This window comes from Pseudomonas sp. GOM7, from assembly GCF_026723825.1.
GTDB lineage: Bacteria > Pseudomonadota > Gammaproteobacteria > Pseudomonadales > Pseudomonadaceae > Aquipseudomonas.
This window is the reverse complement of sequence record NZ_CP113519.1, coordinates 912,953-925,622: the sequence shown is the minus strand read 5'-3', so window position 1 is coordinate 925,622 and position 12,670 is coordinate 912,953. Positions and strand designations below refer to the sequence as shown.

Annotated in this window: 9 protein-coding genes; 4 read left to right on the top strand and 5 right to left on the bottom strand. The window is 67.7% G+C overall.

Annotated features, from left to right (window positions below):
• A complete protein-coding gene (locus tag OU800_RS04170) occupies positions 1-198 on the bottom strand; it encodes a heavy-metal-associated domain-containing protein (RefSeq protein WP_268181414.1) in 198 nt (65 codons plus the stop codon).
• A 106-nt stretch (positions 199-304) separates the two neighbouring features.
• Between OU800_RS04170 and OU800_RS04165 the strand changes: the two genes are divergently transcribed.
• The 3 genes from OU800_RS04165 to cueR all read left to right on the top strand — a co-directional run bounded on the left by OU800_RS04165 (position 305) and on the right by cueR (position 3,563).
• Positions 305-697 carry a hypothetical protein gene (locus OU800_RS04165; protein ID WP_268181412.1) on the top strand — a complete coding sequence of 131 codons (393 nt, stop codon included), beginning with the start codon at positions 305-307 and terminating at the stop codon, positions 695-697.
• A gap of 62 nt (positions 698-759) precedes the next feature.
• Positions 760-3,132 (top strand): heavy metal translocating P-type ATPase, encoded by a 2,373-nt coding sequence (locus OU800_RS04160; protein WP_268181410.1) that lies wholly within the window; start codon positions 760-762, stop codon positions 3,130-3,132.
• Complete coding sequence (gene cueR / locus OU800_RS04155; protein ID WP_268181408.1) at positions 3,129-3,563, top strand: Cu(I)-responsive transcriptional regulator; 435 nt, start codon at positions 3,129-3,131, stop codon at positions 3,561-3,563. Before OU800_RS04160 ends, cueR begins: the two co-directional genes overlap by 4 nt.
• 171 nt (positions 3,564-3,734) lie before the next feature.
• Here the strand turns inward: cueR and OU800_RS04150 are convergent, their stop codons facing one another.
• The 3 genes from OU800_RS04150 to ptsP are packed head-to-tail and all read right to left on the bottom strand — an operon-like array spanning position 3,735 to position 9,256.
• A complete protein-coding gene (locus OU800_RS04150; protein WP_268181406.1) occupies positions 3,735-5,462 on the bottom strand; it encodes a fructose-specific PTS transporter subunit EIIC in 1,728 nt (575 codons plus the stop codon).
• A 12-nt stretch (positions 5,463-5,474) separates the two neighbouring features.
• Entirely contained in the window at positions 5,475-6,395 is a 921-nt protein-coding gene (gene pfkB / locus OU800_RS04145) for a 1-phosphofructokinase (RefSeq protein WP_268181405.1), read from the bottom strand.
• Positions 6,395-9,256: a phosphoenolpyruvate--protein phosphotransferase gene (ptsP, locus tag OU800_RS04140; protein ID WP_268181403.1), complete on the bottom strand. Its 2,862-nt coding sequence runs from the start codon at positions 9,254-9,256 to the stop codon at positions 6,395-6,397. Before ptsP ends, pfkB begins: the two co-directional genes overlap by 1 nt.
• Before the next feature lie 234 nt (positions 9,257-9,490).
• On the opposite strand from ptsP, the gene cra reads away from it, so the two are divergent.
• The gene (gene cra / locus OU800_RS04135; RefSeq protein WP_268181401.1) at positions 9,491-10,477 is read left to right on the top strand and encodes a catabolite repressor/activator; all 987 of its coding nucleotides are present in this window, start codon (positions 9,491-9,493) and stop codon (positions 10,475-10,477) included.
• Between the two features lie 185 nt (positions 10,478-10,662).
• Here cra and OU800_RS04130 read toward each other — a convergent pair whose 3' ends face one another.
• Entirely contained in the window at positions 10,663-12,642 is a 1,980-nt protein-coding gene (locus OU800_RS04130; RefSeq protein WP_442964759.1) for an AsmA family protein, read from the bottom strand.
• Between the last annotated feature and the right edge of the window lie 28 nt (positions 12,643-12,670).

Genomic DNA, 12,670 nt, shown 5'->3' with positions numbered 1-12,670 from the left:
TCAGGCCGGCTGCACGACGTAGCCTTCCTCGCGAATCGCCGCCTGCACCTGCTCGGCATCCAGCCTGTCGCTGACCTGCACCTGGCCGGCGGCCAGATCCACCTCCACCTCGGCAGCCGCGTCCAGCGCCTTGATCGCCTGGGTGATGGCACGTACGCAGTGCCCGCATGACATACCGCTGACCTTGAACGCTTGCATGGCTGACTCCTTGATCCGTTGGTCGATGGGTGTAGTCTCGACCTTGCCATGGTGGCAAGGTCAAGCCCTTGTCCCGGATCACCCACCTCAATCGAGGACTGCCAGCATGCGTCCACACCCTCTGCTGCTTGCCACGTTCCTGGCAGCCAATGCCGTTGCCGAACCCCTGACGCCCCTGGTGGACAGCGCCCAGGGCGAGGGTTATGCCGTGCTGATCGTGTCCCGCGAGCGCCTGGAAGTCGGCACCACCTGTGAGGTGGCCCTGTATCTGCACGATCAGATGGCCGCACGGCTGTACCAGGGCCAGTCGGTGTCGTTCAACCTGCCACCGGGTGAAGTCTCGCTACGCCTGGGCCTGACCGGAACCGGCAGTTGCCAGGATGGCATCGCCCAGTTGCGCAACCAGTCGCTGCAACTGCGTGCCGGGGAGATCCGCCGCTACCGCATCGCCATGGACGCCGACGGCCTGCGACTGCGTGACGCGCCACCGATCAACTGAATGCTTGACCTTACCATAGGGTCAAGGTTGATCCTGTAGCCATCGCACTACGGGAGCTAGCAATGACCACCTTCGATCTACCCATCCAGGGCATGACCTGCGCCAGTTGCGCCGGGCGCGTCGAACGCGCGCTGCGCAAGCTGCCGGAGGTCACCACGGTCAGCGTCAACCTGGCCAGTGAGCAGGCCCGCGTCGAAGCGCCGGCCGAGCGCCTGCCGCAATTGATCGAGGCCATCGAAGACGCCGGTTACAGCGTGCCCAGGCAATCTCTGGAGCTGGCCATCGAAGGCATGACCTGCGCCAGTTGCGTCGGCCGCATCGAACGCGCCCTGGGCAAGCTGCCTGGGGTCAGCCAGGTGACCGTCAACCTCGCCGACGAGAAGGCGCGCCTGCAGGTACTGGCCGGTTTCGAGCCACGCCAGGCCGTGGAAGCGGTCAGCGCCGCCGGCTACGGCGCCACCCTGATCGACGACGCACGTCCCGATACGGATCGCGCCCAACAGCGCCTGCGCCGTGAGCGCCTGACCCTGCTCGCCGCCATCGCCCTCAGCCTGCCGCTGGTGCTGCCGATGCTGGTGGAACCCATGGGCCTGCACTGGATGCTGCCGGCCTGGGTGCAGTGGCTGCTCGCCACGCCAGTGCAGTTCATCTTCGGCGCGCGCTTCTACCGCGCGGCCTGGCAGGCACTCAAGGCGCGGGCCGGCAACATGGATCAACTGGTGGCCATCGGCACCAGCGCCGGCTACGGCCTGAGCCTGTACCAGTGGGCGGTGACACCGGCCGGACACACACCGCACCTGTACTTCGAGGCCTCGGCGGTGATCATCAGCCTGATCCTGCTCGGCAAGTACCTGGAGAGCCGCGCCAAGCGCCAGACCGCCAGCGCCATCCGCGCCCTGCAAGCCCTGCGCCCGGATCACGCCACGCGCCTGCAGGGCGGTCGCGAAGAGCGGGTCGCCATCGATGCCCTGGCCCTGGGCGACTGCGTGGTGGTCAAGCCCGGCGAGCGCTTCCCGGTCGACGGCGAGGTCATCGAAGGCCGCAGCCATGCCGACGAAGCGCTGATCAGCGGCGAGAGTCTGCCGGTAGCCAAGCAGCCCGGCGACAAGGTGACCGCAGGTGCCATCAACGGTGAAGGCCGCCTGCTGGTGAGCACCACCGCACTCGGTGCGGAAACCGTGCTGGCGCGCATCATCCGCCTGGTGGAGGATGCCCAGGCGGCCAAGGCGCCGATCCAGAAGCTGGTGGACAAGGTCAGCCAGGTGTTCGTCCCCACCGTACTGCTGCTGGCCCTGGCCACCCTGCTCGGTTGGCTGATGTTCGGCGCAGCGCTGGAAAACGCCCTGCTCAATGCCGTGGCGGTGCTGGTGATCGCCTGCCCCTGCGCCCTCGGCCTGGCCACGCCGACCGCGATCATGGCTGGCACCGGGGTGGCCGCGCGTCATGGCATCCTGATCAAGGACGCCGAAGCCCTGGAGGTGGCGCACGATATCCAGCAGATCGCCTTCGACAAGACCGGCACCCTCACCGAGGGCAAGCCGCGCATCGTCCATATCGGCCTCGCCGAGGCCGACGAAACCGAGCTGCTGCGCCTGGCCGGCGGCCTGCAGCAGGGCAGCGAACACCCGTTGGCCAAGGCCGTGCTGCAAGGCTGCGAAGAACGCGACATCGCCCTGCCGGCCCTGAGCGACAGCCGCGTGCTGGCCGGGCGTGGCATCGCCGGTACGCTGGAAGGTCGCTCACTGCAACTGGGCAGCAGCCGCCTGTTGCAGGAGCATAAGCTGGCCATGGGCGCGCTGGAGCAATCCGCGCACGCCTGGGAAGCCGAAGGGCGCACTCTGTCCTGGCTCATCGACAGCAGCGCCCAACCCCGTCTGCTTGGCCTGCTGGCCTTCGGTGACGCACTCAAGAGCGGTGCCGCCGAGGCCATCGCGCAGTTGCGCGCACAGGGCATCAGCAGCCACCTGATCAGCGGTGACAACCCCGGCAGCGTCGCCGCCGTGGCCAGCAAGCTGGGTATCGACGAACCGCACGCCCAGGTGCTGCCGGAAGACAAGGCGCGACTGGTCGGCGAACTACGTCAGCATGGCCTGGTGGCCATGGTCGGCGACGGCATCAACGACGCACCGGCCCTGGCCGCCGCCGATGTCGGCATCGCCATGGGCGGCGGCACCGACGCCGCCATGCACGCCGCCGGCATCACCCTGATGCGTGGCGACCCGCGACTGGTACCTGCCGCGCTGGAGATCAGCCGGCGTACCTACGCCAAGATCCGCCAGAACCTGTTCTGGGCCTTCATCTACAACCTGATCGGCATACCGCTGGCCGCAGCCGGCCTGCTCAACCCGATGTTCGCCGGTGCCGCCATGGCCCTGTCCAGCGTCAGCGTGGTGAGCAACGCGCTGCTGCTCAGCCACTGGAGACCACGCTCATGAATATCGGCCAGGCCGCCAAGCACACCGGACTCAGCGCCAAGATGATTCGCTACTACGAGTCCATCGATCTGCTGCCACGCGCCGGGCGCACGCACAGCGGCTACCGCCAGTACAGCGAGCAGGATCTGCACCGCCTGGCCTTTATCAAGCGGGCGCGAGACCTGGGCTTCTCACTGGAGGAAGTGGGCCGGCTGCTGGCGCTGTGGCAAGACAAGCAGCGCGCCAGTGCAGATGTAAAAGCGCTGGCCGAGGCGCATATCGCCGAGCTGGAGCGGCGTATCGCCGAGATGAGCGCCTTGCGCAACACCCTGGCCGAACTGGCCGCCAGTTGCCAGGGCGATGGGCGGCCAGACTGCCCCATCCTGCACGGGCTGGAGCAAGGGCTGGACGAGGCGACGCCTTGCTGCACAACGCCGCTAGCAGGCCGTTGAAAAACGTAGGCGAGGCGGGCTGGCCTAGGCAAAAACAGCCGAAAAAAGCACTGGGCCCGCACTCGGGTTTACGAGTTGTAAATGAGCATTTTGACTGGGCTCGCACGCGAGGCTTTTTTTAACGACGGCCAGGCAACGCAGGTAGTTTTTCAACAGCCTGCTAGTGACTGATCAGGCAGTTCCCATGGCCAAGGGCTGTGCCTCGGGCTGCTTGATCAACGCATAGATCACCCCGGTCAGCAGGCTGCCGGCGACGATGGCCAGCAGGTACAGCAGCGCATGGTTGATGGCGTTGGGAATCAGCAGCACGAACAGCCCACCGTGCGGCGCCATCAGCTTGCAGCCGAAGTACATCGACAGCGCGCCGGTCAGTGCGCCCCCGGCGATGCTAGCCGGGATCACCCGCAGCGGGTCCTTGGCCGCGAAGGGAATCGCCCCCTCGGAGATAAAGCACAGCCCCAGCACCCCGGCAGCCTTGCCGGCCTGCCGCTCGCTGTCGGCGAACTTGCGCCGCGCCAGTACGGTGGCGATGGCCATGCCGATCGGCGGCACCATGCCGGCAGCCATGGTCGCCGCCATCGGCGCGTAGCTGCTGGACGCCAGCAGGCCGACGGAGAAGGCGTAGGCGGCCTTGTTGATCGGCCCGCCGAGATCCACGCACATCATGCCGCCGAGCAGCACGCCGAGGAGAATGGCATTGGTGCTGCCCATACCGTCGAGGAAAGTGGTCAGCGATTGCAGCATGCCGGCTACCGGGGTGCCGACCACATAGATCATCACCAGGCCGGTGAACAGGCTGGCCAGCAGCGGGATGATCAAAATGGGCTTGAGCGCCTCGACACTGGCCGGCAGACGCACCCACTGCGCCAGGGCCTTGGCCGAATAACCGGCAAGAAAGCCGGCGACTATGCCACCGATAAAGCCCGCGCCCAGGGAGCTGGCCAGCAGGCCGCCGATCATCCCCGGCGCCAGGCCCGGACGGTCGGCGATGGAATAGGCGATGTAACCGGCCAACACCGGCACCATCAGCTTGAACGCGGCGTCGCCGCCAATCTTCATCAGGGCGGCGGCGAAGGTGCCCTCCTCCTTGAACGCCTCGATGCCGAAGACGAACGACAGGGCGATCAGCAGACCACCCGCCACCACCATCGGCAGCATGTAGGACACGCCAGTGAGCAGGTGCTTGTAAGGCCCGCTCTTCTCGCCACTCTTGGCCGCTGCGCTACCCTCGGCAGACGCGGCCTCGGCCAGCGGGCGCGCCTCGCTCAACGCCCGTTCCAGGGTCTGTTGCGGCTGCTTGAGCGCCACACCGGTGCCGCAACGATAGACCTTCTTGCCGGCGAAGCGACTGGTGTCCACCTCGATGTCGGTGGCCAGCAGCACGGCATCGGCGGCGGCGATGGCAGCCTCGTCGAGCAGGTTGCGCGCGCCCACCGAACCACGGGTTTCCACCTGCAACTCGATGCCCATGCGCGTAGCGGCCTGCTGCAGCGCCTCGGCAGCCATGAAGGTGTGCGCCACGCCGGTGGGGCAAGCGGTAATCGCCACCAGACGGCGGCTGCCGCTGGCCGCTGGCGCGGCTGTTGCCTGATAAGGCTCGGCACGTTCGGCCGCCTCGCGCAGGAAGCGCTGCGGGTCGGCCAACGCCTCGGCGGGGGTGGATTGCACCAGGCGCTTGCCGACGAAGCGGGTCAGCGGCAGGTCGCCGGTCTTGACCACCAGCACCCAGTCGGCGGCGGCGATATCGGCCTCGCTCAGCGGCGAACCGATGGCGCGGGCGTCATGCACCTCCACCTTGGCTTTCCAGCCTAGGCGCTCGGCGGCGGCTTGCAGCAAGCGCGAACAGAGCACGCTGGTAACCTGGCCGTTGGGGCAGGCGGTGACGATCAACAGATTCATGGTCGGGGCCTCTTATTCTTGCAAGGGCTGTAGCTGGACGGCGGCCTGCAGCCGTGCCAGTTGGTCGATATCGTGAATGCCGAAGCCGATCTGGGTGACCGCCTGCGCAGCCACCGCCGTGGCCAGGCGCAGGCTGCGCTCGGCCGGCCAGCCTTCGAGCAGGCCGTGCAGGCTGGCGGCCAGCAGCGAATCGCCGGCGCCCACCGTGCTGGCCACCTCGACCCGTGGCGGCAGCGCGCGCAGGGCGATGTTCGGGCCATGCCAGTCGACACCTTCGGCGCCGCGTGACAGCAGGATGTGCTCGATACCCTGCTCGCGCAGACGCGCCACTGCCGCCGTCAGGTCGGCGCCGCAGGCCTCGGCCAGTTCCTCTTCGTTGGGCTTGATCAGCCAGGGCGTAACGCTCAGAGCAGCACTCAGCGCCGCACCGCTGCTGTCCACGGCCAGCGGTACGCCGGCAGCCTTGATGCGCTTGAGCAGGCTGGCGAACCACTCGGGCGATACGCCGCGCGGCAAGCTGCCGGCCACCACCACGGCGTCATGTCCAGCCAGCAGCGGTTCCAGATCATCCAGCAGTTGTGCCAGATGAGCCTCCTCGATCTGCGGGCCAGGGCCGTTGAGATCGGTGATGCGCCCGTCGGCCTCGGCCAGCTTGATATTGCTGCGCGTCTCCCCCGGCACGCGGACGAACAGATCGCGAAAACCGCGCTTGTGCATCAGCGCCTCGAACGGCGCGGCATTGGCGCGGCCAAGAAAGCCGCTGACACTCAGCGTATGGCCAAGGTCGGCCAGCACCTGGGCGACGTTCAGCCCTTTGCCAGCGGCGTGACTGGCAAAATCCCGGCAGCGATTGACCGCGCCGGGCTGCAACTGGTCGAGGCGCAGGGTCAGATCCAGTGCCGGGTTCAGGGTCAGGGTAAGAATACGCGCCATCAGTGCAGCCCTCCGGCCAGGGCGCGCACGGCGGCGGCGCTCTCCAGATCCAGCGCGCGCTGCGCCAGGGTACGCACCTCGCGGCTGTCCAGCTCGCGCACGCGCGCCTTGACCAGAGCAATGCTGCGCGGCGATACGCTCAGCTCGTCCACCCCCAGGCCCACCAGCAACGGCACGGCCAGGCGATCGCTGGCCAGCTCGCCGCACACGCCCACCCATTTGCCGTGGGCATGCGCGGCCTCCACCGTCATGGCGATCAGGCGCAGCACCGCCGGGTGCAGGCCGTCGGCCTGGGCCGAGAGCTGCGGATGACCACGGTCGATGGCCAGGCAGTACTGAGTCAGATCGTTGGTGCCGATGCTGAAGAAGTCCACTTCGCGCGCCAGCAGCGGTGCCAGCAGGGCTGCCGAGGGCACTTCGATCATGATGCCCAGTTGCAGATCCTGCACCGGAATTTCCTCGCGCAGGCGCTGCGCCAGGTCACGCGCGGTGCGCCACTCCTCCATCGTGCCGACCATGGGGAACATGATGCGCAACGGGCGCCCTTCGGCCGAGGTGAGCAGAGCACGCAACTGGGTTTCGAGAATCTCTGGCCGCTGCAGGCTGAGGCGGATGCCGCGCACGCCGAGGAAGGGATTCTCCTCGGCCGGCATCGGCCAGTAGGGCAGCGGCTTGTCACCGCCGACATCCAGGGTGCGCACCACCAGTGGGCGCCCGGCCAGGGCTTCGAGCACGCGGCGATACTCGCGCTCCTGGGCGGCTTGGCTCGGCGCCTGGGCGTGCTCCATGAACACCAGCTCGGTGCGCAGCAGGCCCACGGCCTCGGCGCCCAGTTCGACGGCGCCGGCGGTTTCGCTGGCCGCGCCGATATTGGCGGCCACCTCCACCTGCACGCCGTCACGGGTCAGCGCCGCTTCGAGGCGCGTGGCGTGGGCCTGCTCGCGGCGCTGCTGTTCCGCCTCGCGTTCGCGCAGGGCCTGCTGACGGGTGGCCTCGTCCGGATCGATGCGCACCAGGCCGCTGTCGCCATCGAGCAGCAGCGGTGTGCCCTGGGCCAGCGCCAGGATCGCTTCGCCGGCCCCCACCACCGCCGGAATGCCCAGAGCACGGGCGATGATGGCGCTGTGTGCGGTGGCGCCGCCATTGGCGGTGAGGATGCCGGCCACACGCTGGCGATCCAGCGCGGCGACGTCCGATGGCGCCACCTCGCTCATCACCAGCACATAGGGTTCGTTGGGTTCGCGGGGTAGCTCGATACCGCACAGATGCGCCAGCACACGGCGACCGATGTCGCGCAGGTCGGCCGCACGCTCGGCCAGCAGGGCGTCGTGCAGGGCCTCCTGACGCTGCGCGGCGGCTTCGATCTCCTGCTGCCAGGCGGCTTCGGCGCTGGAGCCGGTTTCCAGGCGGGCGTCGACGTCCTCGCGCAAGGCCGGGTCGTCGAGCATGGCCAGGTGTGCGCTGAAGATTTCACGGACGCTGGCCACCCCGGCGCCATCGACCAGGCGCTGGATCTGCGCGGCGATGGCAACCAAGGCCTCATTCAGGCGCTGGCGCTCGCTGTCCACACCAGCGCCCTGCTCGGCGAATTCAAAATTCGGCATCACCCGCACCAGCGCCGGCCCCATGGCGATGCCGGGCGAAGCGGCCACCGCCTGTACCTTGCTGCCAGCGGGCGGCGCCAGCACTGGCTCCTCGGCCAGCACGGTGGGCACTTCCGCCGCCTCGCTCAACAGCGGCTCGACCGCTTCACCAAGACCACTTTCCACCGCGGCGCGCAGCGCCGGCAGCGCGTCGGCGGCGATTTCCGGCTCGGCGCTGAACTCCAGCACCTGGCCACGTCGCGCACCCAATGCCAGCAGGCGGCTGAGGCTCTTGGCCGAGGCCCCGGCGCCTTCATCACCACGCAGGCGCACCCGCACCTCGCCGTGGAAACGCTGCGCCAGCTCGCTCAGTACCTTGGCCGGCCGGGCATGCAGGCCATGGGCATTGAGCAAAGTCACCGCCACGCCGGGCCAGTCCGGCGCTACCTCGCCGCCGAGCGCTTCGATCACCCGGCGGCTGTCGTTGGCTTCGCTCAGTTCGGCCGCGCGGCCGCCGATCAGCACGTCGCACAGGCGCTCCAGGGCCTGGCGATGGGCTTCGCCCTGGCTGGCCAGGCAGAACAGGCCCTTGAGCGGCTCGCCACGGAAACTCAGGGCCTGCGCCGGGGTGACGAAGGCCAGACCGGGGCGCTGCACGCTCTGCTCGCTATGCAGCCACCACAGGCCATCGCCCAGCGGCAGTGCCTCGCTGCGCGCCAGACCAAGGGCGAAGCCACTGCTGGCACAACCGGCCTGGCGCAGCAGGCGCGCGCCCTGCCACAGCAGTTCGTCGAAATCTTCGGCAGGCAGGCCCAGGCTGACCAGTTGCCCGTCCAGCGCCAGTGCTTGCGGCGCGCCCTGTAGCAACTCGACGATCTGCTCGGGCTCGCGCGCCTCGCGCAGCGCCTGGCTCAGGTCGCCCTCGCCAAGAGCACGGGTGAGTAGCTGCAGAAGGTGCAGGTGCTCATCCGATTGCGCGGCGATGGCAATGGCCAGGTACACCTGCTGACCATTGCCCCAGTCCACCCCCTCGGGGAACTGGATCAGGCGCACGCCGGTGTTCAGCACCTGGTCGCGAGTCTGCGGCGTACCATGGGGGATGGCGATGCCCTGGCCAAGAAAGGTCGAACCTTGTGCTTCACGCGCACGTAGCCCTTCGAGATAACTCGGGGTGGCCAGGCCGCCGGCTGCCAGCGCCTCGCCAAGCATGGCCAGTGCCGCTGCCTTGTCCGCCGCCTGGCGGCCCATCTGGATCTGGCTGGCATCGAGTTCGAGCATGGGTGTACCTCCGGCAGCTTCGAGCCGGTGGCACGCCTGGGCCGACCGGCAGGGAATCTTGTTATGAGTTAAGACTAGGCGCTGCACGAACAGAGGCATGGCGCCTGGCGTCTGGTCAACCAGACATTGCACTGACAGGCAATCTGCTGAATCGTTTCACCTGACACTGGCACCTTAGCCGATAATGGGTAATCCTTGAAGCCCGATCATCGCCTACCCGTTCAGGATTCGCCCGTGAAACTCAGCGACATCGCCCGTCTCGCGCAAGTCTCGGTGACCACCGCCAGCTATGTGATCAACGGCCAGGCCGAGAAGCGCCGGATCAGCCAGAGCACCGTCGAGCGCGTGCTCGCGGTGGTCGAGGAGCATGGTTATCGCCCGGATCAGCAGGCCGCCAGCCTGCGCCGCGGGCAAAGCCGTTGCCTGGGCTTCATCCTGCCGGATCTGGAAAACCCCAGCTACGCGCGCCTGGCCAAGCTGCTGGAACAGAAGGCCCGTGCCGCCGGCTATCAGATGCTGATCGCCAGCTCCGACGACGACCCGCACAGCGAACAGCAGTTGCTCGAGCTGTTCCGCTCACGCCGCTGCGATGCGCTGATCGTCGCCAGTTGCCTGCCGCAGGATGACCCGCTGTACCCCGAACTGGTGGCCAGCGGGCTGCCGATCATCGCCGTGGATCGGGCACTGTCGCCGCAGCATATCCGCTCGGTAGTCAGCGATGACGAGGCCGCCGGACGCCAGCTCACCAGCAGCCTGCTGCCGGCCAGGCCCCGCCATATCGGCCTGCTCGCCGCGCGCCCGGAACTGGTCATCAGCCAGGCGCGCGAGCGCGGTTTTCGCCAGGCCCTGGAGGGTTTCGAGGGACGCATCAGCATCTATTACGGCGAGCAGTTCAACCGCCGCAGCGGTTACCAGCAGATGCAGACCCTGCTTGCCGAAGCGGGCCCGCCCGACGCTCTGGTCAGCACCGCTTACGTGCTGCTCGAAGGAGTGTTCGACCTGCTCCAGGAGAAACCGCAAAGCACCTGGTCGGCGCTGCGCCTGGCCACCTTCGGCGACAACCAGTTGCTGGACTTCCTGCCCCTGCGGGTCAACGCCATGAGCCAACAGCACGAGCGCATCGCCGAGCGGGTGCTGGCCTGGGCCCTGCGTGCGGTGGAACAGGATGACTACCAGCCCGGTATCGAGGCCATCGAGCGCAGCTTTCTGGCGCGCGCCTAACGGGCACCTCTAAAAACGTAGGCGAGGCAGCCAGAACAACACCGATGGCGGCCCCGCAAAAACAAGCGAAAAACGGTCGGAGTCGCGCTCGACTTTACGAGTTGTAAATGAGCATTTTGATCGGACTCGCGCACGAGCTTGTTTTTAACGCAGTGATGGCAACGTAGGTAATTTTTAGAGGTGCCCTAACGGCGCTGAATCTGCTGCAGCAATGGCCCGCACTGATCCGGCTCGTCGCCGGCACTGGGCGCCACCAGCGCCAGCAGCCCGGCAGCCGGCGCCACCGCCACGCCCAGCGCCACCAGACCGACGCCGCGCAACACCAGCGGCGTGGCCTGCACGCCCGGCGCCGGCTGCTTGAAGGTGCCGCGCACGTAGAGCGGTGAACGCAGGGAGAAGATACGCAAGCCCTTGGTGGCGGGGGTGACGGTGAAATCCAGACGCTCGCTGGCGAAGTTGGCGTTGCCATCGACCTTGATCACCGCGTTGTCGGTATCGATCACGAACAGCCGCGTGCTCATCAGGCCCTGGCGGATACCGAGATCGGCGGCAGCGCAATGAATCTTCACCTCCTCGTCGCCGAACAGTTGCCCGACCAGGTAATTGCCGACGTTGAGCCCGGCAATTTCCATCAGGCTGCGGCTGACGGCGCCATCGTTGATCAGCATTTTCAGCTCGCCATCGGCGCTGCCGAGCAGGGCCGCCGGCGAGTTGCCACGCCCGCGCAGGTGTGCATCGCCGTTGAGCGCGCCCAGGCTGGTCTGCATCGGCGCGAAACCGGGGAAGAGCTGCTTGAGCCTGAGGTTACGGGCACTCATGCGCACCTGCCCCTGCAGCGGCGTGACCGCGCCATCGAGGCGCACCTGCGCTTCGAGCGTGCCACCGGCCATGCCGAAACGCAGGGGTTCGAGGCTGAGCACGCCATCGTGCAGCACCACATGGGTATCCAGGTCGCTGATCGGCAGTCGCTCGCCATGCTCGATGCGCTTGCCGATGAAACGCACGTCAGCATCCATTGCCCGCCAACGGTCGGTGCGAAAGGTGGAGACGGGCAACACCTTGTCTGCCGGCTGGCGATCCTGCTGGCCACGCTGGCGTTGCTCGGCGCTGGAATCGGCACCCACCAGCGGCGCCAGATCACCCCAGCGCAACTGCCTGGAGGTGAGCTGACCGGACAGCTTGGGCCGGGGCTCACGCGCGGCATAGGTCAGGTCACCCTGAATGTCGCTGTCGCCAATGCGGCCACGGAAGCCCTGATAACGGAAGATCGCCCCATCGGCATCGCGCAGGTTGGCCTGCAGACGGCCATCGGTGCTGTAGGCCGGGGTTTCCGGCAGGGTCACCCCGGTCAGCGGGTATAGCTCGGCGAGGCTGCGCCCGGACAGGCGCAGACGCAGATCCAGGCTGGCCAGGTTCTGCGGGCCGCTCAGGCTGCCGGCCAGCACGATGCGGGTGGCGCCGATGCGCATATCGGCCTGCAAGGTGAAAGGCAGCCTGGCGTCGTGCAAGGCCAGCAAGCCGCCGAGCTTGCCATTGGCATCGAGCACTTGCCCCCGGAAGCGCCCTTTGGCCTGCCAGGCGAAGGCGTAATCCTGCGCGCTGGCGTCGTTGGCCGTCAGGCGCTCGGCCGCGCCCTTGCCGACGATATCGGCGAACGGGATCGGCTCACCCAACGGTTCGACCAGCAGATCCAGGCGGGTGGCGCTGCTGCGGTCATCGAGCTGCACCCGCCCCTTGTCGAAGCCGATGGTGCCGATATCCAGGGTCCAGGGATTGGGCTCTGCCCCCTGCTCGCCCCCCAGGTCGAAGATCCAGTTGGCCCGGCCATCGGCCAGGCGCTGCAGGTTGGCCACCGGCGCCCCCAGTTCGATGCTGGGAATGTTCAGGGTCTTCCACAGCAGCGGCAGCGGCGCCAGGCGCAAACGCACACTGCCCAGGCGGAGAAAGTCCTCGCCCTGCGCCCACTGCGGGTTGCCCAGGCGGATATCTTCAGCGGCGAAGTGCGGCCAGGGCAGCCAGGCGCCCAGGCCCTGCTCACCTGGCTCGCGTTGCCAGACCACACGCAGGTCGCCCTCGATGGCGAAGGGCCGATCGAGCGCAGCCGACACCTGTTCATTGATCAGCGGCCGCGCCCGATTCCAATCGAACAGCACGAGAAACAGCATGAGCGCAGCCAGGGCCAGCAACGACAAG

Bases quoted from the DNA above. Each gene is read 5' to 3' on its own strand.
- OU800_RS04170 (WP_268181414.1), bottom strand. From the start codon at position 198: ATGCAAGCGTTCAAGGTCAGCGGTATGTCATGCGGGCACTGCGTACGT.
- OU800_RS04165 (WP_268181412.1), top strand. From the start codon at position 305: ATGCGTCCACACCCTCTGCTGCTTGCCACGTTCCTGGCAGCCAATGCC.
- OU800_RS04160 (WP_268181410.1), top strand. From the start codon at position 760: ATGACCACCTTCGATCTACCCATCCAGGGCATGACCTGCGCCAGTTGC.
- cueR (WP_268181408.1), top strand. From the start codon at position 3,129: ATGAATATCGGCCAGGCCGCCAAGCACACCGGACTCAGCGCCAAGATG.
- OU800_RS04150 (WP_268181406.1), bottom strand. From the start codon at position 5,462: ATGAATCTGTTGATCGTCACCGCCTGCCCCAACGGCCAGGTTACCAGC.
- pfkB (WP_268181405.1), bottom strand. From the start codon at position 6,395: ATGGCGCGTATTCTTACCCTGACCCTGAACCCGGCACTGGATCTGACC.
- ptsP (WP_268181403.1), bottom strand. From the start codon at position 9,256: ATGCTCGAACTCGATGCCAGCCAGATCCAGATGGGCCGCCAGGCGGCG.
- OU800_RS04130 (WP_442964759.1), bottom strand. From the start codon at position 12,642: ATGCTGTTTCTCGTGCTGTTCGATTGGAATCGGGCGCGGCCGCTGATC.